Origin of the sequence: Spirosoma utsteinense (assembly GCF_014282275.1) — a bacterium.
GTDB classification, from domain to species: domain Bacteria; phylum Bacteroidota; class Bacteroidia; order Cytophagales; family Spirosomataceae; genus Spirosoma; species Spirosoma utsteinense.
In genome coordinates, this window is record NZ_VFIA01000014.1 from 95621 (window position 1) to 120971 (window position 25351).

Consider the following 25351-nt stretch of genomic DNA (forward strand, 5'->3'; position numbering starts at 1 on the left):
GTCATCGATCCTGTTCGTTCAACGCATTATCATTTCGTCCAGCCGGGCCTGAATGGCGGGTAAGGCACGATCGATCTGAGCGAGGTAGTCTTGTGTCGAGCGGGTAATTTCGGCTCGGGTGGCTCCGGCGGAAAACTGCGTTTCAATGCGTTGTATCTGCTGTCGGGCTTCGGTCAGACCCAGCAATTGAATGGTCGCTTTCTGTAGATGAACGATGCGGCTCACCGTGGGGAGATCACCGTACCCCAGCGCCTGACGTACCGCCTGAAGTTGCGACGGGGTCTGGTCCAGAAACACCGTCAGCAGGCTAATGACCAGTTTCGTATCTCCCTCGACAGCTTCCATCAACGGCTCTTCAGAAAAAGTCAAAAACGGGGCAGCAGACACCGGTTTCGTCAATAATTCACCAGCCGACTGGAGTAGTACATACTCCTGAATCAGCAACTGTAAATCGTTGGGCAAAAAAGGCTTGGACAGGAAATCGTTCATGCCGGCTTTCAGGCACTTCTCGCGTTCGCTGGCCATAGCGTGGGCCGTCATGGCGATGATGGGTGTTTTTTTCTGAAGAACCGTACGAATCTGATGCGTAGCGGTATAGCCGTCCATGATAGGCATTTGAATGTCCATCAGGATCAGGTCGAAGTCAGCGTTTTTCAGTATATCCAGAGCCTGTGATCCATTTTCAGCTAACTGGGTTGTATAGCCCAGCCGCTTTAGAATGCCGATCGTAAGTTTCTGATTCATGGCGTTGTCTTCAACGACCAGTATGGACAACCGACGGCCGGTTGGCTCCCAACTGGTATCATCCTGGTCCTGCGGCAAATCGGTTTGGGTCTGGGCGATCTGGTAGGTGATCTCCAGCGTAAACTTTGATCCTTTGTCGGGTTCGCTGGAAACCCGAATCCAGCCGCCCTGCAGCTCGACCAGTGATTTTGCAATACTCAGTCCCAGGCCCGTACCACCGTAATGTCGGGTAGTGGAGTCGTTGGCCTGCCTGAACCGGGTAAAGATATGGGGCAGTACGTCTGGCATCATCCCAATGCCAGTATCTTCTACAGTTATCCGTATACGCACCGAATCGGAGGTCTGGCTCCGTTTGTCGATGTGTAGGGCTACGTGGCCGTGCTGTGTAAACTTAATGGCATTGCTCAGCAGGTTGAGCAGAATCTGGGTGAGCCGGGTAGGATCGCCCAGCACGGTATCGGGAATTGTCGGGTCGATAGAAACCGTCAGGGCCAGTTTTTTTTCGGCCGCTGTAGGGAGCAGCATGGTTCGAATGGAGTCCACCAGCGAAGGGATACTGAACGGAATGCGCTCTACCTGAACCATGCCGGATTCAATTTTAGAGATATCCAGAACGTCGTTGACGATCCGCAGCAAGTTCTTGCCGGCCACCTGGATATCCCGAACGTACTCGTGCTGTTCGGGAGTCAGGTCAGCCGTGTCCAGCAGATTGGAAAAACCAACGATGGCGTTCAGGGGCGTTCGTATCTCATGACTCATATTCGCCAGAAACTGCTTCTCGATATGCCGGGCCTCCTTAAACGCAAATACGTACCGGTAGGGTAAAACCAGCGACTTGAGGAAGAAAAAACCGAGATACCCCACAAACAGCAGCGCTTTGGGAGGTGTCAGAAGATCAAAGTACTGGAGTATTATCAGCCCGAACATCACCATCAGCAAACCGGTTGCCAGCAACGAATACCTTGCGCCGGGCCGGCCACGGAGAGCCGCTATCCAGTATACATACGTACAATAGATGATATAAATCACCATCAACATCAGAAACGGGTTCATCAGTTGCGTAAACAGCAGGGGCGGCAATAACAAAACGGTGGCAGCCGCCGAAAAGCATAGTCCCGCCATTATCCGGGTGATGATGGGATTGGTGTCTTGGGGATACAACGATTGCGTATACACGACAAATGTTCCTACGGACAGATACAGGGATATATATTCCAGTCGAATCGTTACCCCCCACGGCAAATCGGGGAAAATCGTATGGAACACGTATAAATCGGTCCCAATAATCCGGTAGCTATAGGTCAGGCAGAATAAACTAAAGTAAAGCATGGGCCATTCGGTACGCCCCATCCCAAACAAGCCCAGAAAAAACAAGCCAGCCATTAACAGGCAGCCCGTAAGCAACAAATCCAGAGAACTATCGGTGGCCAGCACCGCACTCAGCTGCCGGGCATTCCCAATGCGGATGGCCCCTCTCCCTCCGCCTTTAGCGTGCTCAAAATTGGCGATCTGTAAAAGGAGTTGCAGGGTATCGGCAGTGGCGGGCACCTCAATCAACTGGGTAGACCAGTGTGGGATGGTAGCGGCTGCGGTAGTGGCCGGCTGACCATCGCGGGCCGCTTCGGTTCCGTTAATGAACAGGCGGTAGGACGAATACTGATCCGGCACGTTCATCTTGAGCGCCGTTGTCCGGGATGGCAACAGCACAGTGAGCGCATAGGTAGCGAATCCCTGGTTTGACAGGGGCTGCTGATGCCATGTACTGGATGACCAGTGCTGCGGAAATAGGGTGAACTCGTGATACGATTCTGGCTGACCGGGTGAACGCAACTGCTGCCAGTACCATTTCCATTCGCCACGAAGCTCAACATCCTGCCGGGAAAGATCAACGGTTCTAAGGTCTAATATCCCCTGACTGGCCGTTGGCATCGTCGTGGCATAAGCCACCAGGGAACCCACCAGCACCAACAGTAGCGACAAAAACCATTTAAACAGCTTGCCATTACATGCCGACAGCGGTATCATTGACACCTCGGTCACGGCTGGCACGGGACCGTGAAACAACGCATGGCCGTTTTGCTGACCAGGCCCCAATTGGTTTAACCGGATGCCGGGAGACGGCAGTCGGTCGGGTTGCAGATAGGAAGGCGTTACGGAGGTAATCATGGATCAATGGTATCCTGTACCTAAACAATAGCCAATATTATCAATTATCCCGCTCTCATATACATTTTATTTACGTTTAGTCTACTTCATTGCTATTGATACGACTCAATGGAAACCCTGGAGTGGTTAATTTCAACGCAGGGTAAGGGTCTTCTATTCACCCGCTTCCCGGTCGCAGTTACACCAAGTCATTTTCACTCAGACGTGGCCGTCCAGGCTGCGCGCAGGAACCGGAGCCAGTTGCCATGCATAATGCCCTGAACGTCGTCTTCGGTGTAGCCGCGCTGCCGGAGCAGATCGGGAATTTTCTGCAGATCGGCGATGGTTTCCAGGTCATAGGGGCTCTGTTCCTTACCGAACGCGCCGTCCAGATCGGAGCCAATGCCCACGTGCCGGGCATTACCCGCCAGCTGACAGATGTGGTCGAGGTGGTCGATCATTTTAGCCAGATCACAATTCATGCTTTCGGGCGTCGACTGGCCGCGTACCCAGCCCGGCACCATCATCCAGGCATCCAGCGCACCACCAATGACAGCGCCCCGTTCGATGAGTGCGTTGATCTGTTCATCGCTGAACTGGCGGTTATGATTCACCAGCGCCCGGCAGTTGTTATGGCTGGCCCAGACAGGGCCGTTGAAGTGGTCGAGTGCTTCCCAGAAACTATCGTCACACAGGTGGGTCGCATCCAGAATGATGTTGAACCGCTCCATCTCGCGCAGCAGCGCCCGGCCAGCCTCGCCCATAAATCCCGTGGCGTCGGTTCCCTGCGCGTAGCGGCCGGGACCGTAGTGAGCCGGACCAAGCGCGCGCAGGCCATAGTGATAGGCTCGCTCGACATAAGCGGGCGTGATGATGGAGTCGGCCCCTTCCAGACTCAGGATATAGCCAATGGGTTTTTGGTCGTTGGGCGTTCCGTCGTTCCAGCGCGCCAGGTGGCTTTCGAGCCCGGCCAGATCACGGATCTGCACCATCTCCCCCGCTTCTTCCATGACCTTGTACCAGATCTGCTGACCCTGCGTTTGCGCCCAGGCCTGCTCCGGCGAATGCCAGCCCGGCAGCGGATTGTCGGGCGCTACATACCGGCCAATCTGAGTCGCAACGACCAGCCCGATGTTTCCCCGGCGCAGGTCGGGCAACGATACCGTTGCTTTGCCCCGGTCGGGTTTGTCGGTCATACCTTTCTCCCGCTGCCGCAGGTGTTCGACTGGCTGGCGCAGGTCGCGGTTCCATTCCAGCGCGTTCATACTCAGGTCGAGATGCGCGTCAATTGTAAACATAAGGGTTTGATTACCTGCGGGCTGGTTATTAATGATGAATCGTTCGGTCGCGCGCAATGGTGCGCCATTCGCCGGTCACCTGCCCGTTTTCGATGGTGTGGGCGCGCTCATAGAGGGCGCAGGTGGGACAGATGTGGTTGGGCAGTCCATACAGCACATCGCCAATCGCGAAGTGGTGGCCTTCTCTGGCCTCTACAACCAGATGCTCCTCACTCTGCCCGATGGGGCGCAGGTCGGGCGCATTCAGGAACGTGACCCGATGCCCCAGGTCCGACTCGGCCGAAATGGATTTATGGCCCAGGTCCAGACATAACTTCGTGGCATCGGGCAGGGAGATGACCCGCGCCACGACCAGCGCTGCGTGCAGAAATGGCTGTTCTGCCAGTGTGGTCCCGTATCCGTAATCCCAATAAATGAACGTACCGGGGCTGCATTCAACCCCCTGACGGCGCGCATGAATAGGAAACGTGGGGCTCCCTCCCGCCACGATGACAGGCCGGTCGAACCCACGCGCCACCAGCGTTTCGGCCAGTTGCTGAACGGGCGCGAAAGCCGCATCGCAAACCACGGTACGCTCGGCGAGGTCAGGATTTCGGATGTGCCCGTCATACGCATGTAGTCCCACAGGCCGTACCCCTGGCAACTGACTTAATTCGGCATACAGCGTAAGCACGGCGTCGTTGGGCGCGATACCGGTTCGGTTCATGCCGACGTTCAGGTCGACGTAGACCGGAATTTTTATTCCCGCAGCTTCCGCCCGTTCGGACAGTTGTTGGGCAGTGGTCAGGTTATCGACCAGGCAGGCAAAGGTCGTCTGGGGGTAAGTTTCAATCAGCTCGATCAGCCGGTGCTGTTTGGCACCCACGGGCTGATAGGCCAGCAGCACATCGGGGGCATCCACCATCGCCAGCATTTCAGCTTCGGCAATGGTGGCGCACTTAAATTTACGAATGCCAGCGGCCAGCATCAACTGCGTGGCCTCGCGCGACTTGTGCGTTTTCACGTGCGGGCGCAACCGGCCAAGATCATCGATGGCCGTCACCAGCCGTTCGACGTTCTGCCGGACCCGATCGGGAAACACGACCAGCGCCGGACTGTCGAGTTGCTCAATGTTGCGTATCTGATACCAGGGCGTTTCCTGCATCAGTCGGCCAGTTCAAATAACGCTTCGATTTCGACCGGGATATTGTCCGGCAGCGATCCAAACCCCACCGCCGACCGAACGCCGATGCCGTTTTCTTCGCCCCACACCTGCGCAAACAGTTCGCTACAGCCGTTGATGATGTACGGGTGCCGCTCAAAATCAGCCGTGCAGTTGACCATACCGAGTACTTTAATTACGCGCTTTACGCGGTTGAGGCTACCGAGCTTTTCTTTGATCGTGGCCAGAATGGCGAGACCCACCTGACGGGCGGCCAGCTTGCCCTGCTCCATATCCATATCGGCACCAATACGACCGATGATCAGACTTTTGTCGTCCTGAACGGGACCGTGGCCCGACACATATAAATACTTACCGTCGATGAGGCAGGGTTTGTAGACCCCCAGTGGTTTAGGGGCAGGTGGTAAGGAAAGACCTGTTTGCGTGAAGGCTTCGTCGGCCGTTACTGTGGTTTGCATGGTTGTTAACTAGGCTTTAAACAAAATTATTGAGGAGTAATGCCCCGGCCAGTTCAATGATCGATAAACCATCAGGTTCGGGTATACGGGCCGCATCTTCATAAGTCCACATAACCAGTTTCATACTTCTACCGAGGGCCAGGGTAGCCCCGGAGATAAGCATGACCTGGCGGGTTCGCTGATGAACGTGTTCAGCCCGCTGAGCGCCGGGCTCGTATGGAACACCTACCGAAGCACCATCGTCAATCGACTACCTCGTTACCGAGCTACCCGTCGACTCACCCCTGTTGTCTCCTTACCGGACAAGTACTATCCAATTTATTTAACCCAACAGGTTTAAAACGGTCGAAAATCGGTCCAGGCCGGTCGTTATGACTCGTTTTCCGAACCGCTCGTTGGCAGGTAGATCGTAAACGTGGCCCCCTGATCGGGCTGGCTCTCGGCCAGAATATAGCCGCCATGGTTTTCAACCACTTTTTTAACGATAGCCAGACCAATACCCGTCCCCGGATACTCGCCCCGCCCATGCAACCGCTGAAAAGCGCCAAAAATCCGGTCGGCCTGCGTTTGTTCGAATCCAATACCATCGTCGGCCACGTGGATGGCACAAAACTGGTTCTGACCCGCTTTTGGCTGAAACCCGGAGGGCAGGTCGTCGAAACCAATGGACTGGCTGCTGATCCTGATATGCGGAACCTGATCAGGTCTGGAAAACTTCAGGGCATTCGTCAGCAGGTTCTGAAAGGCCTGGGTCAGCTGCGTAGCGTCACCGGCAATGGTACCCAGGAGTTTGACATCGATTACCGCTTTTTTCTCGGACACGACCAGTTCCAGCGCCGACAGGGCTGAGGTGACCAGTTCATTCAGATCCTGTTGGTGGTAGGCCCTCGGCTGTTTACTCAGCCGCGAGTAATCGAGCAGGTCCCGGATGAGCACCGACATCCGGATGGATGCCTGTTGCATGCGGTGAACCAGATCGTTCCCCGAACTTCCCAGTACAGGGCCGTAGTGCTCCTCGAGAACCGTACCAAATTGCTGAATCTTACGCAACGGCTCCTGCAAATCATGACTTGCCACATACGAAAACTCCAGCAGGTTCTCATTGGAGCGTGTTAATTCCTCATTCAACGCCTGTAGCTCCTGCGATTGATACTGTTGTACGGATTCTGCTTCTTTCCGCGCACTCACATCATCAATAACAAACATAATTCCATTTTCCGTGCGGCTGCCCGATATGGAAAGCCACTTGCCCAGGTGCGGAAAAAAGCGTTCCAACTGCACGCACTTGCCTGCGTCGATCAGAGAACGGATCAGCGATGACAACTCCGTATAGGTTTCCTGACCCAGGCGTTGTGAGAGGGTTTGCTCTTTTATTCTTTCTGCCGACTCTCCAACCAGTTTCAGGTAAGCCTCATTGAAAAAGACAGGTTGTAGATCCAGAATTTCACCTACCCCAGATGCCTGACCCCGCGCTGGATCTGAAACCGGACCACAAATAAATTCATATACGATGATGCCATTGGGGGAAGTTTTTAATATACCGTTGAGAAGCTGCGCCTGACGCTGTTGGTCCCGCTGAAGCTGAACCTGTTGTGTCACATCCCGAGCGGTAGTCACCACTGCCCCTTTAGTTTGAGTGATTGACACATAGTACCAATGCGGCTCACCGTCAACGACATATAAAAAGTCAACGTTCCGATAAGGTACACCCGTGTGAAATACGGCCAGCAGAATCCCGAATAGAAACGGCCCTTCAACTTCCGAAAACAACTGCCCACAGGATTTTGTCTTCGTAAAGCGTTGTGACCAGGCCTGACCGAACAGGGTACCGGCCACCGGATTGGCATAGGATAGGTTGAAATCGACCAGGTGGCCCGTGGTATCGGTCACAGGCTGGCACACGAAAATACCCGTTTGAGACGTGTCCAGCAAATGAGCAGACAGGTCGGGATAGGGGATCGGCAACTTAGGCAGAGGAGTCATAAACGGGTAATAATTCGGCAAACAACCAGGCATCGCTGGTCTTATAAAATATGTAAACGTAAGTCGGTAGCTTTTTCAGCCCTTTATCATCTGAGCCGTATCGCGTCGTATCTATCCCATAGTTCAACCAGGTAAATAAGTTGGCGTCAGGTTCATCTAAAATCAGTGTCAGCCTGAAGGTATAACTAAAAACGCGGCCATTCTTCCCGCACGCCGGGGCTTATACGTACATTATTCTATAGCTAATATATAGGAATAGATATTAAATATAGTAACAGGTATTTATTTTTATACAAGGTGGTACCTACGTCCCTATCTCATCTAGCTTCCCCTACCGTTTGCTCGTATGAAATCCCCGTTTCTGGTCTGGAAAACGCTGGCCGGAACATGTCGATATGCCCCTGATCCACTAAAATCCTTAGTCCACTACCTTCACGATCCCTGCGGCACACGCTCCAACCGCTACCATAACCGGCGCCCTGCCCGAAATAACTTCCAGCTAAGGCCGGTACAGGTAACACCTATACGCTTAATTTGAAGCCATGGCTACCCGGAGTGGATGGTATTGGATTCGATCGTGTAAATTGCTTCCATCCGCTCACCAAATTTATCAATAGATGGCCTCGTTTTTCCGTTTGATGCTCCTGTCGGGCATAGGGTACCTTGTCAGCACCGGGCTGTTGGCTCAACCCGTCAAGCGCCCCCGTGCGTACGGCATCCACCTGGGCGTACTCCCGCCTGGGCCACTCAACGCCATCACCGACGTACCCGGTGTTCGGGTTGGTCAGGTCACCATTCAGGAAGGGAAAGCTATTCGTACGGGGGTGACGGCCATCATTCCGCACGCAAAAAATCAGTTTCAGCAAAAGAGCCCGGCCGCTATCTACATCGGAAACGGCTTTGGCAAACTAATGGGTTACAGCCAGGTCGAAGAGCTTGGCACGCTTGAGACGCCTATCGTCCTGACCAACACGCTGAGCGTTCCAACGGTAGCCGATGCCCTCATCGACTATACCCTCAGGCAGCCCGGCAACGAGCAGGTACGGTCGGTAAATGCACTCGTTGGTGAAACGAACGACGGTTTCCTGAATGATATTCGCGGGCGGCACGTAACGAAGCAACACGTGCTGGATGCGCTGGAACAGGCTCAGTCGGGCCCTGTTCGGGAGGGCAACGTGGGTGCCGGAACGGGAACCGTCTGTTTTGGATTCAAAGGGGGCATCGGCACCTCGTCCCGCAAGCTGCCTGCTTCGCTGGGGGGCTACACCGTTGGCGTGCTGGTCCAGACCAACTTTGGGGGTGTCCTGCAAATTGCTGGTGTACCGATCGGGGAGAAGTTGGGGCAGTATGCTTATAGAGACAAACTCGATGGTTCCTGTATGATGGTCGTTCTGACCGATGCCCCACTGGATGCGCGCAACCTGAAACGGCTGGCCAAACGGGCTTTTATGGGGTTAGCCAAAACGGGCGGCATCGCGTCGAATGGCAGTGGTGACTATGTCGTTGCCGTTTCGACCGCTTACCAGCTCCCACACGAAACCCGCAGTTCGTTCGATGAAAACAAGGTATTGCGTAATGATGATGTGTCCTCGTTGTTCATGGCGGCTATCGAAGCAACCGAAGAGGCCATTGTCAACTCCCTGTTCGCGGCCGACACCATGACCGGCGATCAGGGCCATACCGTGGAGAAACTACCCGTCGATAAGGTACTTAACTGGCTTAAACAGGCTGGGCAGATTAGGTAAACCACCAGTTTATATCAATAGAAACGCATCGGCTACCTCTTTACCACCCGGCCGACGGTATTTCAAAAACCGGAACGTTCTGGTCTCTGAAATACCGTGAGCTATGGATAGGGTAGGCGCGCGTCGGGCGTTAGAACTTTATTTCCTGCGTCAGGTAGGTAGCCTGATTGTCGCCATTGATGCGGACAGTTGCCGTTATCGGTTTGGCGTTCCAGTCGATGGAGATCAATCCATAATTCAATTGCGCGACCATCTCACCCACCCGGTGCTGATTTGCTTCTTCATGGGCTTTGGAAACATGGGTAAGTCCGCTGCTGGTGATGTCGAACAGGTCATAGTCCAGGCCCGGCACCGTTATTTTGGACACCTCGGCAATGTGGCGATCACCACTGATGAGCATCGCTCCTTTCGGTTTCGTTTTCCCCAGCAGATCGAGAAACCGCTTGCGGGCGGTGGGGAAATTTGCCCATTTTTCGTAAGTATGCTCTTCGGGTAAAAACTGAATACCACACCCGATCACATGCACATCGGCGTCGGACCCGGTCAGCTGGGCTTCCAGCCATTTCCACTGGGTCTCGCCCAGCATATCGCCCGATGGGTCGGGAACGTTGTCTTTCCCGTTCTTTTTGAGTGCATCCCGGAAATAACGTCCGTCGAGCAGGATCACCTTTACGCGCTTGCCCTTGGGGCCGTAGGTATGCACCGAATAAGCGCCTTCCTGGGTACGCAGCGGACTCGCGGCCGGCACGTCCAGAAAATCCAGCATCAGCTGCTGGCTCTGTTTGCGAAACGGATACTCCTTGCCGCCATCGTTTACGCCGTAATCATGATCGTCCCAAACGCCAATGATCGATGTCGACTGCCGTAGTTGCTGGTAGACCGGGTTATTTTTCTGCCGGTCATACTTGGCTTTCAGCGTATCCATATTCTCCGAATCGCCATATATGTTATCGCCCAGCCAGACCCAGACCTGCGCTTTCTGCGCCAGGATGTCGTCCCATAAAGGTTGTGGCCGTTTCTGGTCGCTGCATGATCCAAAGGCGATGGACGTTATGGGGTTTTCAGAGGAAGCGTTGGTTGCTACGGGCCTGGGTGATCGGCATCCCACCAGTATGGTACAGGCCAGAAAGCTTAGTTTGACGAGGTTTTTCATTGAAGATGATTTGTTTCAGTAACCCCGCAAAAGTATAACAGCGACGTTACCGGTTGGGCAATGTCGAAATTTGATAATATTGCCCGACGTTCGTTCACAGCCACATTTCGCCCTGGATGGCGGCACCCGTTCGTCGATTTGCCAGCCTTTCCCTGCTGTCAATGCCCGCCAACCCGCCTGGGCTGGTTGCCTCAGGCAGGCGTTTACGGCGGATAACGGCTTAACTCAGCGCAGTCCGGCAGTAGGCTACACATTTTTTCACTTCGGCCACCGCGTTTGAGCCGGCCGGAATTTGATATTCCAGTTCGACCGTAGCCGGGAACGTATACTTCTGATCACGCATCAGTTGCAACACCTGCTTCAACGGCGTATCGCCCTGGCCCCAAGGCAGATTACCCTTGCCGTGGTCGGACGTCTGGCGATCTTTGATGTGCATACTGACAAGGCGATCGTGCTTCTGCCTGAGAAACACCAGCGGATCGAGATTGCCCGCAGCTATATAATGCCCCAGGTCGAAGTTAATCGCATTTCCCGGCGACTGGGCCAAGGCTGTATCCCAGAACGTTGGGGTCTGTTGTTCATGGCCATGGTAGCCTACCCGCATCCCTTGCTTTTCGGCCATTTTACCCAGCCTGAGCGTATGGGCATCGTTAGAAGGGTGTTCGAGCGTGACCTGATTGGCACCCATCAGTTTGGCCGCCTTAAGGCCGTATTCGATCTCGGCGTCTGTGCTTTGCAGGCCAAAGGTATCCGGCTTGAAACCGTAGATTTTCACCCCCGCCTGATTGTACAGTTTACGCACCTGCTCGAACTTGTTCATGGGTGCCGACAGCCGCCATTTGGTCATCTCTGCCCGGTAGGCTTTCATGGCCACATCCAGGTCGGCGAGTTGTTTCTTCTCATCGTCGGTCAGTTCTTTTTTCTCGAAACGTTTCCTCATCAGCGGAAATACCGATTTCATATCGACCGGATTTTTAGGTGCCCCGACGAATGATTCGGCGGGACCTCCCATCAGTTCAATAGCGCTGATCCCCGAATCCAGCACGTATTGCAGGGTAGCTTCGGCACTTTGGTCGGGCATATCCCGAAACGAGTAGGTGATAACGCCAATCTGTACCCCATCGATCAGCGAATTTGGTTTCTCCCCCAGACTACGAATCAGGGCGGGTGCGCCGAACAGCTTATGGCTACCCAGTACGGTTCCGGAGATGAGGGCGGCCGTGGTTCCCAAAAACTGCCGACGTGATGGTTGATTTTTCATGTGCCTGTATGCCTGATGGCGGGTTTATTGGAATTTCCTTTTTCGGTTAGTGTTATTCCCTGAGCCAGTGTCCACTCAATACGGTACAAAGCAGCACCATCGACAGATATACCAGGTCGGGCAATACATCCGAATCGACCAGCGACCTTTTTCGGCCAGGTACCTTTCCTTATTTTTGACGTGCTTTCTCTCAAGGGTAAGTAGACCAATCTATACCCCGCCCCTATGCCTTCCCTCTCGCTGCCCGACTACTTACTGCCCCATTTAAATCAGCACAGTACCCAGCCTATCATATCGCAGCGGTTTGGCAAGGGCGACTACCTGTACAAGCCGGGCGACGAGGCTCCCTTTATTTACCTGATCGAAACAGGCATCGTCAAGATTGGCAGTTTTGGGGCTTCCGGGGAGCGTATTATCTATGACATTCTGCAACCCGGCGAAACCTTTGGCAACCTGCATTACCTCGACGAGGACGGGGTCGAGTTTTTTGAGTTTGCGCAGGCCGCCACGAGCGTCGACCTGTTCGCCATCGACTATTCGTTCTTTCGCCATCAGATCGAGAACGACCCCGTCATTGCCCGCTGGTTCCATAAGGTAGTCATCCGCCGGTGGTGCAAAGCCGAAACCCGGCTCCTCCAGCGGGCAGGTGAATCGGTTGAGGATCGGCTCCGGCAGCTCCAACAGGCATACAGCAGCCCCGTCAGCGACGCCGACCGAAAGCAACACCAGATCCTGAATTTGCTATCACACCAGGAAATTGCCGACCTGATCGGCACGACCCGCCAAACTGCCTCCAAGAAGCTGAAAGGTCGGCCCCTCCCCTAGCCGATATGGCCCGAATGTTTCGAAATTATTACCAACGCCCCCCATTTTCTGTCTGTTCGTGAACAGGCCGTGAACATATCGTTAAGACTGGTCTGGGTGTTAAATTTTAACATGTCTCTCGTAGCCGGATAGTGGAGTTTTGCTTCGTTACCCAATCTATAGATCGCTATTATGAGACAAATCTCCTCATGTAAGTACCTGACACAAGGACTTTTCTATGTTTTATTGCTTGCCGCTACCAGCCTGTCTTCCTACGGTCAGGCAACCGACGCTACCCTTGCGGGCCTGGTGAAAGATGGAGCGGGCGGCCCGCTGCCCGGCGCTACGATCAGCGTCAGAAATGAGTCGACGGGGTTCCAGACGGGTACGCAGACCGGGTCTGACGGCCGGTTCGCGATCAAGCAGCTTCCGCTGGGTGGCCCCTACTCCATCACGGTTTCTTTTATTGGTTTCACCAGCCAGGTACGCACCGGCTACCAGCTGAACCAGGCCGATCTGGTCACTGTCAATGTCGACCTTGCCGAGGCCGACCGCGCCTTACAGGAAGTAGTTGTAAAGGAAACGGCGCTTAAAAGCCGCGTCGACCGGCTGGGGGCATCGCTGGGTATAACCGCAGGAAACATTGCCAAACTCCCGATCAACAACCGCAGTTTCACCAATCTCCTGGCCTTATCGCCCCTGAGCAACGGAGGTAGTATTGGCGGGCAGCTGCCGTCATCGACCAACTACCTGATCGACGGAGCCAGCGCCCGGAATAACCTTACAAGTGGCGCCCTGGGAAACGGCCCCTTTTCGCTTTCCCTCGAAGCCATCCGTGAATTTGAGATCGTCGCCAACGAGTATGACGTAACGAAAGGACGCCAGGGGGGCGGCTCGGTGAGCGTCGTTACCAAGTCCGGCACCAACACCCTGACCGGAACGGCCTTCACCTATTACAACGCCGATGGATTATCCAGTCCGCGCGACATGCGGGGCAACACCCGCGTCGTTGATTTTACCCGGTTTCAGTATGGTTTCAGCCTCGGCGGAGCCATCGTTAAAGACAAGCTCCATTATTTCGTAGCCCTCGACCGGCAGACCGAGTCATCGCCTTTTTACATCGCCGATATCCGCCAGGACGCCGATGCCAACGCACTCGGCATCAGCAAGGCGGTTCTGGACAGCGTCATCACCATTGGTCGTCAGAAATATGGGTTGAGCAACACCCAGCAGGTGGGCGAGTTCAAACGGGAAACCGTGGCCAACACCTTATTCACCCGCCTGGACTGGCAGATCAACCCCCGCAATACGCTGACCATCCGGAACAACTTCAGCAACTGGAACAACCCGAATAGCAACAACGACAACTCGGCCATCAATCTGTACGAGGTATATGGCGACTTCAAATCGGTGGAGAACAGCACCCTGGCATCGCTTCGCTCGACCCTGAAGTCAACCCTTATCAATGAGCTGAAGGTGCAGTACCAGCATGCCAGCCGGAATTACGAAGCCAACAGCCTGCTTCCGTCAGCCAATATTCCCCGGGCTATCGTGACCGTGAACTCACTGCTGCCCAATGGCCGGAACAGCAACACGTCGGTACAGCTGGGTGGCCAGCGTTTTACGCCCGAGCGCAACCTCGAAAACCAGTTCCAACTGGCCAACACCCTCTACTGGAACAAAGGACGCTATAACATCACACTCGGTACCGATAACACGCTGACGTATCTGGACACCTACATTTCCAACGAGCAGAACGGACGCTTTATCTTTAACAGCCTGAAAGAGTTCAACGACCTGAACCCCTCCCGTTATGCCCGTGAAGTACCAACGAACGGGGTACCATCGGTACAGCAATACGTGCTGAACGCGTCATTGTTCGGGCAGGTGCAGTTCAACCCCCATCCCGACGTTGCCCTACAGGCGGGTGTTCGGTGGGACCTGACCAGTTACCTCACCAAAGGCGACTACAACCCGGTTGTTGAACGGGAGCTGGGACTACGCACGGATGCCAACCCCACCGACTGGAACAATATACAGCCCCGTTTCCAGCTGACCTGGAACGCAGGCGGTAAAAGCCGAGATATCTTCCGTGTTGGCGGGGGTGTATTCTCGGCCTATGTCATCAACTACGCCCAGGTCAACAATATCCAGAATACGGGCACCAAAGTAGCAGCCATCGACGTGACGCGGCCGGCCAACGCGAGCCAGCCCAACCTGGTACCCCGGCCGGATTTTGTAGCCTACCGCAACGATCCGAGCACGGCACCCGGCGTACCCGCCGGCGCGGCTCCGGTCTCGACGATCAACCTCAACGACCCCAATTTTCAGGTACCTACGATCTACAAGGCCAACATTACCTACAGCCACTTTTTCAGCGATAATTTCCGGCTGGGGGCTAACCTGCTGTATGCCAAAACGGTCAACAATTACGTGTACCTCGATCAGAACCTGGTCGACCAGCCTTACTTCACGCTCGCTAACGAAGCCAACCGGGGCGTGTTCGTACCAGCCAATACCATTGCCACCGGTAGTGGCCAGACCAATAACGTGCTGGGCCGGAAGACGCAGGCTGTGGGCCGCACGCTGATGCTGACCAACGGGGCTAAACTGCAAACACTGACGCTGGTCGTGGATGGCGAAGTCCAACTACCCCGCAACGGGTCGCTGGCGTTCAGTTACACCTGGAACGATGCAAAGGATAACACCTCTTACAACGGTAACGTAGCTAATACCTCGACATTCCGACCAATCAAGAGTGATCCCCGCAGCCTGGACGAGATCAATTATTCAGACAACCAGTTCCGGCATAAACTCGTGGCTTACGGCTCTACTCCATCGGTGGGTGGTGTGGTCCTGAGCGTCCGGTTTACAGGCATCGGCGGAACCCGCTACTCACTGCTCGTCGACGGCGATATCAACGGTGACTTTGTTGGCGGCCCCGGCAACGATAATGACCTGGCTTATGTGTTCAACCCCAACAGTCCGGAGGTAGCCCAGAGCGTTCGTACGTCCATGGAAAAGGTTTTAAACAACCCCGATAACCGGGCGGCTGACTTTATCCGCAACAGTTTGGGTACCATCTCGGATCGGAACGGGGGTGAGAATCCCTTCTCCGGCACGTTTGACGTACGGCTTTCCAAAATTTTCAAGACCTATAAAACGCAGCGGCTGGAAGTGAGTGTCGACGTATTCAACTTTGCCAACCTGCTTGGTCAGACCCTGGACGGCGTCGTCACAAAAGGAACCGAGGCCACCTCGATGCGGAACTGGGGCGGCAATTTCAACCTTAACAACCAGACACTTCTTGTACCAAACGGGTTTAATCCAACCAGCCGCCAGTATAGCTACCGGGTGAACGAAAACGTGGGAACAACCCAGAAAAACGGAACACCGTACTCGGTACAGTTAGGTGCCCGTTACTCGTTTTAGGGCATAACCAATGGCTAAGAAGCTGTTTGAGTTAGCTCTACAGCCCCTAACGGGGCTGTAGAGCTAACTCAAACAGCTTCTTAGCCATTCCCCGACGGGGAATTGCCCGTTCAGATCCCGGTGGTCAGCAAGGCGATCAGGCCGGGAACATCGAGAATATAATCTGGTTGGGAACGTAGAATGGCCTGTTGCGGCATAAACGCTACCTGGGCCGTTTCTGGTTGTTGAACAACCACCTGCCCACCTGCCTGTTTGATAGCTATAAGTCCGTTTGTGCCGTCGGCGTTGGCCCCGGAGAGCAGGACACCTATGAGCGCCGGGCCGAACACATCGGCCGCCGACTCGAAGGCCACGTCGATCGAGGGGCGGCTATAGTTGACTTTTTCCGAGTCATCCAGCGAAAAAGAACCATCCAGTTCGATCAGTAAATGGTAGTCGGCAGGGGCCAGATAAATATGGCCCGGCTGCAATATATCCTTATCGTCGACCTCCTTGACCGGAATAGCCGTTTTGAGGGACAACAAATTTGCCAGTGTCGAGTCAGCGGTGTTTTTACGGTGCAAGACAATGACCACCGAAAACGCCAGTGGTGACTGTAATGCCGGTAGAAGTTGCAGCAACACCTCGATGCTGCCCGTTGAGCCCCCAATGATGACAACTTTATTGGGCACGATTACCCCACTTTCCGCCATAACTTTTCGCTGCCTATTTGTTTATATTTCGCTTGAATGGATGAGAACTTAATGGTTTCCTTAGCACCCAACGCCAGGAAGCTGAGCGGCCCCAGGCTTTCGTCGAACAGGGTGAACACGCGCTCCTGCAGGGCTTTGTCGAAATAGATCAAAACATTGCGGCAAAGGATCAGATCGAATTCGTTGAACGAACGATCCGACACCAGATTATGGGTAGAAAAAACCATTTTTCTGGTCAGTTCTTCATCGAATTTAACGTACCCGTACTGCGCCGTGTAGTAGATTGAAAAATCATGTATGCCGCCCGACAGTATGTAGTTTTCGGAGTATTGTTTCATGGGCCCCATCGCAAAAATACCGTTGCGCGCAGCTTCCAGCACTTCCGGATTCAGGTCTGTTGCATACAGCAGCGATTTGTGCAGCAAGTTGGCTTCTTTCAGCAGAATGGCCATCGAAAAAACCTCTTCTCCCGTTGAGCAGCCCGCGTGCCAGACCCGGATAAATGGTTTCGCGGCCAGGGCCGTCAGCACCTCGGTACGCAGCGCTTTATAGAATAGCGGATCGCGGAACATTTCGGTCACGTTGACCGTCAGCTCTTCCACAAATCGCTTTAGATAGTCGCTGTCTGACCGGACCCGGTAGCGCAGCTCAGCGAAACTTGGAAACCGGTCCAGCGACCACAGTCGATTGATCCGACGCTTCAGCGACGCCCGGGCATAATGCGTAAAGTCATAGCCATATAAATCCACTAAATCGTTCAGCAACAAATCAACCTCTTCCTCCTCAATCATAAACGCTCAATTAGATTTCCGACAATAGCTGTAGTAACCGGTCCACGTTTATTGGCTTGGCTACGTAGTCGGTTGCGCCAGCCCGAAGGCACTTTTCGCGGTCACCGACCATTGCCTGTGCCGTGACCGAGATGATCGGTGTACTGCTCCGGTTCTTCAGTTCTTTTATGCGCGGGATCGCTTCATACCCGTCCATATCCGGCATCATCATATCGATGAGAATGACATCGACGACAGCATCTGTCTCCAGAATAGCCAGCGCTTCCTGCGCACTTAGGCAGGAGAGACACTCGTATGACTTCGAACGCAGGGTCGCCGTCAGGGCAAAAATATTCCTGGAATCATCATCGATTATCAGGACTCGCTTTTTAAGCATTTTGTTGGTCAGCTAGGAGGAAGTTTTTAATGTACTGGCTGGTGGCGGGTTATGGTGGCCAGCCGGTAAAGCCCGGGGCAACGACATACACCGCTACCAGCCCATCCGCTACGACCGGTCGTAGAGCCAGACGCGTAGCAACGAAATAAGCTGATCGATGTCTACGGGTTTGGTAATGTAGTCTGACGCCCCGGCCTGAATACACTTTTCCCGGTCGCCAGTCATGGCTTTGGCGGTTACGGCAATAACCGGCAGGTTTCGCCATATAAGGCGTTCCCGGATTTTGCGGGCCGTTTCGTACCCATCCATCTTCGGCATCATCATATCGAGCAGGACAACATCGATGGCCGGATTTTCGTCCAGCTTTTGCATGGCTTCCTTACCATCCAGCGCCGTAATAACCGTCATGTTGTACTGTTCCAGCGCCTTCGACAGTGAGAATATGTTTCGCACGTCATCATCGGCCACCAGCACCGTTTTATCCTTCAGCACCTGATTCAGCGCTCCCAGTTTCTTCGTGCCGCCATCGCTGCCACTGGCCGACTTTTTATCTTCCACCAGGTGCAGAAAGAGGGACACTTCGTCGAGCATGCGCTGGTACGAGTGGGCCGTCTTGACGATGATCGAGTCGGCGTATTTCTTGATTTTCAGCTCCTCCGACATAGACAGGCTCTTACCCGTGAAGATGATGATCGGCAGGTTTTCCAGACCGGGATTTTTCTTGGCTTCCTCCAGGGTTTGATAGGCGTTGTCGTCGGGAATTCCCATGTCCAGAATCACGCAGTCTACCTCCCGGCGTTTCAGCGCATCCACTCCTTCGGCGATGTTGCTTGTCAGCTCAGAGCTGATGTTGTACGTCTCCAGGAAGTAAGCCAGTGCTTTGGCATGTTTGGGGTTGTCTTCTACGATCAGGACTTTTTTGGGATCGCGGTTGAGCACATATTCGATCTTTTTGAAGATTTCCTGCATCTGTTCGAAGGCCATGGGCTTGTCGACAAAATCGATGGCTCCTTTCAGCAGGCTTTCGTTTTTCATCTTATGCGACGACATGATATGTACCGGGATAGGGCGGGTGCGCGGATCGGCTTTCAGGGCGTCCATCACGTCCCAGCCGCTCATTACCGGTAGCTGGATATCCAGCAGAATTCCGATTGGCTTGTAGATAGAGGCCAGTTTCAGCCCTTCATCGCCCCGAACGGCGACAATGCCTTTATACCCTTTCTTTCGCGTATAGTCCAGCAGCGATTTGGCAAAGTTGATGTCGTCCTCAACGATCAGGATAGTTTTGTCGCCGTCCGTAATCGCATTCCGATCGTCGGGAATGGCTTCGGGAATCGTGGTGCTGATATACTGGTTTGCGGCCACTTTTGGCAGCTGGACCACGGCTTTGACCGGCGTTGGCGCTACGTTGGCCCGCGGTTGGTCGGCCGGCGTATCGCGGAGCAGCGTCACCTGCGAATGGACCAGCGGTATAAGAATCGTAAACTCACTGCCTTCGTTTACGCGGCTCTCCAGGGTGATCTCACCGCCCAGTAGCTTGGCCAGTTCACGGCTGATGGACAGCCCCAGACCCGTTCCTCCGTACTTGCGTTTCGTTGAGCCATCGGCCTGCTGGAAGGCTTCGAAGATAAGGGGTTGCTTTTCGAGGGGTATGCCAATACCGGTATCCTTGACCACAAACGCCAGACTGTCGACCGGATCGCTTCCTGTTCTGCTCTGCTGCCGGTCGATGGTGAGCGAAACACCACCAGTGGCCGTAAACTTAAGGGCATTCGAAAGCAGGTTCTTGAGAATCTGGCCCAGCCGCATTTTGTCGGTTTCTATCACCGAAGGAACGCCGGACTCAACCCGAATGGCGAAGTCAAGGCCTTTCTCCTTAGCCAGCAGCCCAAACAGGGCCTGCAGCTCTTCGGTTATTTCGTTAATCAAGACCGGCTGGTAGTCCAGTTTCATCTGCCCGGCTTCAATCTTCGACAGGTCGAGAATTTCATCGATCAGGCCAAGCAGGCCATTCCCCGACGACTGGATCACACGGGCATACTCGACCTGATCGCCATTCAGGTTCTCGTCCGTGTTTTCGGCCAGTAACCGGCTCAGGAGCAGAATGGAGTTGAGTGGTGTTCGCAGCTCGTGCGACATGTTGGCCAGAAACTCCGATTTATACCGGGTGGTCAGTTCCAGTTCATCGGCTTTCTTCTGGATTTCATCGTTCTTTTCTTCCATCAACAGCCCCCGCTCTTCCAGCTCGGTGTTGGTTTGCTGTAATTCCTCCTGCTGAACGCGCAACTCTTCTTCGGAGGCCTGTAGCTTCTGGGCCTGCATTTCCAGCTCGGCGTTCAGGTTTTCCATCTCATTATGCTGCGCCTGTAGTTCCTCCGACTGCGCCTGGGTTTCTTCGAGGTAATCCTGCAACCGGATAAAATCAAGCGCGGCATTGATACCGATCGCGATCGACTCCCGATTCTGTTCAATGAAGTCAAGTTCCTGCTGACTGGGTTTATGGAGCAGGCCCAGTTCTATCACCCCCAGACATTCAGTACCATAAACCAGGGGCGTAATGATCAGGGCGGTGGGCCGGGTGTCGCCCAGCGACGACGTTACCCGGCTGTAGTCGGCGGGGAGGTCCTCGATAACGATTGTCTTCTTGCGCTCAATAGCCTCTCCCATCAGGCCCTGACCGCTGGTAATGTGGTCAGGCACATGGGTAGCGGCATAACTACCGGCCAGTTTATAGCTCAGTTCACTATCGATCAGGTATACCGTACCCATCGGCACGTTCAGGTAGTCGGCAAAGGCATCGATCAGGCGGCCGGCCAGTCGTTTCAGGTCTTTCTCCCCCCGCATGGCATCACCCAGCCGAACGGCCCCGGTCTGGAGCCACTCCCGGTTGTTGAGATCGGTAAATGTCTTTTCGAGTGCTCCGGCCATCTGGTTCAGGGCACTGGCAATCCGGCCTAAGTCATCGGTTGCGGTGTCGTCGCTCCGGGCCGAATAATCTCCGCCCGCAATTTCCTGGGTTGTATCTTCCAATGCCGCAATACGCCCGGCGGTTTCAATGTATTTTGTTTCAGCCAGTTGCTGTTCGGCCAGCCGGCTGTCCATGTCTTTTTTGATTCGCAGGTAGGTGAAGGCCGTAATCAACATGGATATGAGCGCTGCCACAACAAGCAGAAAGGGCGTAAACTGGATATAAAGCTGCTGCTGCTGCATACGGCTTTCGAGCAAGCTGTTCTCGGCCATTTTCAGCCTGTCGATCATCAGCCGAAGATCGTCCATCACCTGTTTACCCCGCAGCATTTCGGTATGCCGGGCCAGGGTGTCCCGGCTGAACGCCTTGTAACGTCGCGTCAGGTCGATAACCCGCTGCATTTGGGTAAACTTGGCTTTGTAAAGGGCTTTGATCTGAGCCAGACTTCTCTGCTGAACTGTATTGTCGGTGGTCAGTTCAAGGAGTCGATTATAACTGGCATCCACTTTTTCCGAACTGCCCGTGTAAGGCTGCAGAAAGAGCGGGTCCTGGGTAACCAGAAAGCCCCGCTGACCTGTTTCCGCGTCTTTCACGTAGGATATAATGTTTTCCGACTCAATCAGCACCTGGTTGGTATGATTCACCAGCTCCGAATTACTGATGAGTTTTTGTATGCTGATAAAAGAAGCCGTCAAACTGATCAGCAACAGCAGCGTCGACAGGGTGAAGACGATCTGAAGTTGCCGGATAACGGAGTTGGACATTGTTGATTGTGGCATGAGGGAAAAGTAAACAGCTTAGGAGGGGTCGGATTCGCGTAACCGGCTCGCCTGACTGACGGGTAAAACGAGGATAAAGCTGGCACCTTCGTTGAGGCAGCTCCGGGCCGAAATCAAACCGTGGTGTTTATCGATGTTCTTTTTGGCAATGGCCAGCCCGATACCGGTACCTTCGTAGCTGGTCCGGTTGTGCAGGCGCTGGAAAATAATGAAAATGCGGCTAAGGAATTTCTCGTCAAATCCAATCCCATTGTCCTGCACGACGATCCGGCAAAACGGACCCGCAGGCGACGGAAGGCCGTCGATGGCCTTCGTCGCAATCAGTTCGCCATAGATCCGAACAACGGGCGGCTCATCGACCCTGGCAAATTTGAGGGCATTGCTGATCAGGTTCTGGAACACCTGCCGTATGCGGGTAGGTATCGTATCGACAGGCGGCAGTTTATCGATGGTGATGACGGCACCTGTCCGGGTGATGGTATCATCGAAATCCAGCAGCAACTCGCCCAGCAGTGCATTTAGATCGGTAAGCTGGAAGTCTTCGGGCACCGACAGCTGCGAATAGGCAAGCAGATCGTTGATCAGCGCCGACATCCGGGCCGACGACCGGATAGACCGGTCGAGGTACGATACTGCCTCCGGATTGTCTTTCAGGAATTTTTCCTTGATGGTGTCGTTCAGCAACTGTATTTTACGGATAGGCTCCTTCAGATCGTGCGAAACGACCCAGGTAAACTGCTGAAGTTCGTGGTTGGTCCGTTCGAGTTCGGTATTCTTGAGCAGGAGTTCATTGGTCCGTAATTCAACCTGTTGCTCCAGTAGTTCAGCCGTCTTCTTTTGGGCATGAATGTCGGTAAACGTGCCAATCCACCGATTGACCACTTCCTGTTGTTTGATGGGAGTTATGCGCAGCAGGTGATAGCGAAAATCGCCGGAGGCCAGTTCGTTGAGCCGGACTTCCTGCGTAAATTCCGTTCCGCTGGCCAGCGCGGCTGCCCAACTGGCGCAGATATCATCTTCCGGATGGATCGAAGGGAAGTTACGGGAATCGGGAGCATACCGATACCAGTGTTCGTTCACGTATTCGAGCTGGCCGTTGGACGCAATGGTGAACGCCATCTGTGGCAGCGATGACAGGACCCGTTGCAGCTCCTGCATCCGCTCGGTCAGCGCGTCCTGCGCCTGTTTGCGTACTTCGATCTCTTTCCGCAGCGAATCCTGGGTAGCGCGCAGCTCCTGCTGCTGCTCGTACAGCTTTTCGAGGGTTTTTACTTTCAGAACCAGAATGTCCGGATCGACGGGCTTGGTCAGGTAATCGATCGCTCCGGCCGTATACCCTTTTGTAATGAATCGCTTTTCGGTGTTTACCGCCGACAGAAAAATGATGGACGTGTCTTTGGCCTTGCTGAAACCCGCAATGGCATTGGCGACCTCGAACCCGTCCATGCCGGGCATCTGCACGTCGAGGATAATAACCGAGTAGGTTGTGTTAAGCACTTTTCGTAACGCTTCCTCCCCGGACCCGGCCGTATCGACCGCGAACCGATGCAGTTCGAGAATCTTTTTTAACGGTAGAATATTCTCTGGCCTATCATCAACTAAAAGGATCATGTACGTTAAATTGTTAAATCGGAATGCGTGGAGGCTCTGGTGGTTGTCTCGAACATGGATGCTTAACTAACAGAATTACAGACGAATACTTTCCTGTACTTGCGCCTTCAATCCAGTATAAGCCGGGTGAATATAGACCAGCTTGGCTACTGCTTCCAAATCAACGGTTTTGTGGTTGCCCCGCTGTCAGTAGAAACGATTCCATTATCGTCTTACTATACACCTGAATTGGCCCGCTGCTTCCCTGGTTGAGACTGACCAATCAACGATCGATCCGCAGGCAATAGGTCGTATAGGGCCAACAGGTCACGACAGGCATTCATCCCTTTATTTCGTATAGCGCGTGGAGAATTCAAGACGAACCTTTATCAAACAGGCGGCCCTGACAACCGCCGGACTTACAGTTGGTGGATTGGCCAACGGCATGTCGGCCAAGAGCTACGCCAAAATTATTGGTGCCAACGAGCGGCTCAACCTGGCCATTATTGGCCTGGGCAGGCGGCTGGGTGCCTACTACGACCCGATCTCACGCAAAGACAGCAATGTCGAGCTGGTATACCTGTGCGACGTGATGAAAAAACAGCGGGAAGCGGGAGCCAAGAAGTTTTCGAAGTACATCACCTATCAACCCAAGCTGGAAAACGACATCCGTAGAGTTATCGCCGACAAGCAGGTCGATGCTATTTTCAACGCCACCCCCGACCACTGGCACGCGCCGGGCACCTGGCTGGCTGTTCAGGGCGGGAAGCACGTATATGTTGAAAAGCCGTGTAGCCACAACCCCCGCGAAGGTGAAATCCTGGGCGAATGCCAGAAAAAGTACGGCAAAATTATTCAGATGGGCAACCAGCAGCGTTCAGCACCGGAATCGATCGATATCATCAATCAGATTCATAACGGGGCCATTGGAAAAGCCTACAAAGCCGTCGCTTTTTATGCCGCCAGTCGGGGCGAGGTGCCCATTCCGAAGAAAGCGCCCGTCCCCGACGGCCTGGACTGGGTGTTGTTTCAGGGGCCCGCTCCCCGTGTGCCGTATACCCACGATACCTGGGATTACAACTGGCACTGGTATGGGTGGCAGTATGGCACTGCCGAAAGCGGCAACAACGCTACCCACGAACTGGACGTAGCCCGGTGGGCGCTACAGGTCGAGTTTCCAGAGTTTGTATCGGCAGAGGCCGCCAAACGGTCTTTTCCTGAGGATGGATGGGCGGTTTACGACACGATGGAAGCCACCTTCCGGTTTCCCGGCAACAAAATCATTCAGTGGGATGGCAAGAGCCGCAATGGACATAAAACCTACGGCAGCGACCGGGGCACGATCATCTATGGCAGTACCGGTACGGTCTACGTCGACCGGGATGGCTACAAGCTCTATAACCGGGAAGGCAGGGTTGTCAAAGAAAGCAAGGCCGCAGGCTCCGAAGCGGGTACGGCCCTGGGCGGTGGCGGAGATATGACAACCCTGCATATCGTTAACTTCTTCGATGCCATTCGGGGAAAAGCCAAACAGGCATCGCCCATCGAGGAAGGGGCTAAAAGTACGCTGCTCTGTCACCTGGCGAATATCTCCTACCGTACCAACAAATCATTCGAGGTGGACACCAAAAATGGTCATATCCGCGATAAGGAGGCCATGAAATTGTGGAGCCGCGAGTATGAGAAAGGCTGGGAGCCGAACATTTGATGGGTTGGCCGGGGCAGGTGGAGTCAGACTAGCTCCGCCTGCCCCGGCCAATACAATCTTTGTGATTCTCTTTTTTAAAGATTTCTTCATTCTGCCGGATCGCACCAGCCCGGGCCGTCTGTTTTCGGGTGCCGCCATTCGTTGCCCGTTGCCAGGTTATTTGAAATTAGTATGGGTGTCGCATTGACATTTAATTTTTAAGTGTCAACTTTACACTCATTACGAATCCTGATCGGTTCAGGCCGTATGCCGGTGGCTGACG

At 54.1% G+C, this 25351-nt stretch carries 17 protein-coding genes; 4 read left to right on the forward strand and 13 right to left on the reverse strand.

Annotated elements, in window-relative coordinates:
- Window positions 1-18 precede the first annotated feature (18 nt).
- The 6 genes from FH603_RS13155 to FH603_RS13180 all read right to left on the reverse strand — a co-directional run bounded on the left by FH603_RS13155 (window position 19) and on the right by FH603_RS13180 (window position 7790).
- Entirely contained in the window at window positions 19-2910 is a 2892-nt protein-coding gene (locus FH603_RS13155; protein WP_186737983.1) for an ATP-binding protein, read from the reverse strand.
- Between the two features lie 194 nt (window positions 2911-3104).
- Window positions 3105-4187 carry a dipeptidase gene (locus tag FH603_RS13160; RefSeq protein WP_186737984.1) on the reverse strand — a complete coding sequence of 361 codons (1083 nt, stop codon included), beginning with the start codon at window positions 4185-4187 and terminating at the stop codon, window positions 3105-3107.
- A 28-nt stretch (window positions 4188-4215) separates the two neighbouring features.
- Window positions 4216-5331 (reverse strand): D-TA family PLP-dependent enzyme, encoded by a 1116-nt coding sequence (locus FH603_RS13165; RefSeq protein ID WP_186737985.1) that lies wholly within the window; start codon window positions 5329-5331, stop codon window positions 4216-4218.
- Window positions 5331-5807 (reverse strand): RidA family protein, encoded by a 477-nt coding sequence (locus FH603_RS13170; RefSeq protein ID WP_186737986.1) that lies wholly within the window; start codon window positions 5805-5807, stop codon window positions 5331-5333. The genes FH603_RS13165 and FH603_RS13170 overlap by 1 nt, the downstream gene beginning before the upstream one ends.
- A gap of 16 nt (window positions 5808-5823) precedes the next feature.
- Window positions 5824-5970 carry a hypothetical protein gene (locus tag FH603_RS13175; protein WP_186737987.1) on the reverse strand — a complete coding sequence of 49 codons (147 nt, stop codon included), beginning with the start codon at window positions 5968-5970 and terminating at the stop codon, window positions 5824-5826.
- Window positions 5971-6176: 206 nt separating this feature from the next.
- A complete protein-coding gene (locus FH603_RS13180; RefSeq protein WP_186737988.1) occupies window positions 6177-7790 on the reverse strand; it encodes a PAS domain-containing sensor histidine kinase in 1614 nt (537 codons plus the stop codon).
- A 638-nt stretch (window positions 7791-8428) separates the two neighbouring features.
- Between FH603_RS13180 and FH603_RS13185 the strand changes: the two genes are divergently transcribed.
- On the forward strand, window positions 8429-9535 hold the full coding sequence (locus FH603_RS13185) for a DmpA family aminopeptidase (RefSeq protein ID WP_394366401.1): 1107 nt from the start codon (window positions 8429-8431) through the stop codon (window positions 9533-9535).
- Between the two features lie 130 nt (window positions 9536-9665).
- Here FH603_RS13185 and FH603_RS13190 read toward each other — a convergent pair whose 3' ends face one another.
- Window positions 9666-10688, reverse strand: coding sequence for an alkaline phosphatase D family protein (locus FH603_RS13190; RefSeq protein WP_186737990.1), 1023 nt, complete (start codon window positions 10686-10688; stop codon window positions 9666-9668).
- 220 nt (window positions 10689-10908) lie between these two features.
- Window positions 10909-11949, reverse strand: a complete 1041-nt coding sequence (locus tag FH603_RS13195) for a sugar phosphate isomerase/epimerase family protein (protein WP_186737991.1) — start codon at window positions 11947-11949, stop codon at window positions 10909-10911.
- Window positions 11950-12174: 225 nt separating this feature from the next.
- On the opposite strand from FH603_RS13195, the gene FH603_RS13200 reads away from it, so the two are divergent.
- Entirely contained in the window at window positions 12175-12774 is a 600-nt protein-coding gene (locus FH603_RS13200) for a Crp/Fnr family transcriptional regulator (RefSeq protein WP_186737992.1), read from the forward strand.
- A 171-nt stretch (window positions 12775-12945) separates the two neighbouring features.
- Window positions 12946-16185 (forward strand): TonB-dependent receptor, encoded by a 3240-nt coding sequence (locus tag FH603_RS13205; protein WP_186737993.1) that lies wholly within the window; start codon window positions 12946-12948, stop codon window positions 16183-16185.
- Between the two features lie 110 nt (window positions 16186-16295).
- On the opposite strand, the gene FH603_RS13210 is transcribed toward FH603_RS13205, so the two are convergent.
- The 5 genes from FH603_RS13210 to FH603_RS13230 form a co-directional block, all read right to left on the reverse strand.
- Window positions 16296-16877: a chemotaxis protein CheB gene (locus FH603_RS13210; RefSeq protein ID WP_186737994.1), complete on the reverse strand. Its 582-nt coding sequence runs from the start codon at window positions 16875-16877 to the stop codon at window positions 16296-16298.
- Entirely contained in the window at window positions 16859-17668 is an 810-nt protein-coding gene (locus tag FH603_RS13215) for a CheR family methyltransferase (RefSeq protein ID WP_186737995.1), read from the reverse strand. The genes FH603_RS13210 and FH603_RS13215 overlap by 19 nt, the downstream gene beginning before the upstream one ends.
- Before the next feature lie 10 nt (window positions 17669-17678).
- Window positions 17679-18044 carry a response regulator gene (locus tag FH603_RS13220; protein ID WP_186737996.1) on the reverse strand — a complete coding sequence of 122 codons (366 nt, stop codon included), beginning with the start codon at window positions 18042-18044 and terminating at the stop codon, window positions 17679-17681.
- A 108-nt stretch (window positions 18045-18152) separates the two neighbouring features.
- Window positions 18153-21791, reverse strand: a complete 3639-nt coding sequence (locus FH603_RS13225) for a response regulator (RefSeq protein ID WP_186737997.1) — start codon at window positions 21789-21791, stop codon at window positions 18153-18155.
- An 18-nt stretch (window positions 21792-21809) separates the two neighbouring features.
- Entirely contained in the window at window positions 21810-23402 is a 1593-nt protein-coding gene (locus FH603_RS13230; RefSeq protein ID WP_186737998.1) for a response regulator, read from the reverse strand.
- A gap of 343 nt (window positions 23403-23745) precedes the next feature.
- On the opposite strand from FH603_RS13230, the gene FH603_RS13235 reads away from it, so the two are divergent.
- On the forward strand, window positions 23746-25089 hold the full coding sequence (locus FH603_RS13235; RefSeq protein ID WP_186737999.1) for a Gfo/Idh/MocA family protein: 1344 nt from the start codon (window positions 23746-23748) through the stop codon (window positions 25087-25089).
- The last annotated feature ends 262 nt before the right edge of the window (window positions 25090-25351 follow it).